Annotated in this window: 1 protein-coding gene; it reads left to right on the plus strand. The window is 73.0% G+C overall.

Annotated elements, in window-relative coordinates; translation table 11 throughout:
• Window position 1: 1 nt before the first annotated feature.
• A partial coding sequence (locus V9U70_RS00015; protein WP_336672308.1) for a DUF2637 domain-containing protein occupies window positions 2–907 on the plus strand: 906 nt, incomplete at its 3' end.

A 907-nucleotide genomic window follows, 5' to 3' on the forward strand; every position in this document is an offset into this window, starting at 1 on the left:
GATCGTGGGCGGCGCGATGCTGTTCTCCATCCTCACGGTCACCCCGCTGATGGAGCGCCACAGTCCGAAGGGGTGGGAGTGGACGGCCCCGATCCTGCCGCTCGTCGTGGACGCGGCGGTGGTGATCGTGGTGCGGCTGGATGCGGTGCTGGCCGGGATGGGCGGGCACGGGGGCCGGTGGCCCATCGCTCTGCGGTGGATGACCGGCTTCATGACCCTGGCCCTGAACGTCGCGGACTCCGCGCTCAGGAAGGACCTGGTGGGGGCCGCTGTTCACGCGGTCGCACCGCTCCTTCTGATCGTCACCGCAGAGACCGGACTCGCCTACCGGCGGGCCATCACCACCGCCCAGACGGCGCAGGAAGCCCGGCTGAAAGCTGAGCGGGCCGAGCGCGAGCGGGCCGCCGCTGAGCGCCGCGAGGCGCAGGAGCGGCGGGTGCGTGAGGAGCGGGAGCACGCGGCCCAGTTGGCCCGTGAGCAGCGTGAGCACGAAGCGCTGATCGCCCGTGAACAGACCGCCCGCGAGGAAGCCGCGCGGCGGGAGGAGCGTGAGCGGGCGGAGGCTCGGGAGCGGGCTGAGCGGGAGGCTCGTGAACGCCGTGAGCGCGAGCGTGAACAGCAGCAGGCCGAGCGTGAACGCCTTGAACGCGAGGCCGCCCAGCGCCGCGAGCTGGAGGAGCGGGAGCGGGAGGCTCGTGAACGCCGTGAACAGATGCGTGAACAGCAGCGGGCCGAGCGTGAACGCCAGGCGCTGCTGGACGCCGGCCCCGCCGTGGAGAAGCAGGACGAGGAGCGGGCGCGGGCCACGGTCCGGGCCGCGTTCGACGCAGGGCTTCCCGTCCGGACGGCTGCCGAGCTGTGCGGCTGGTCGGTCGGCTGGGTCTCCACCCGCTACCAGGAACACCGC

The organism is Streptomyces pratensis (assembly GCF_037137275.1).
Classification (GTDB): domain Bacteria; phylum Actinomycetota; class Actinomycetes; order Streptomycetales; family Streptomycetaceae; genus Streptomyces; species Streptomyces pratensis_B.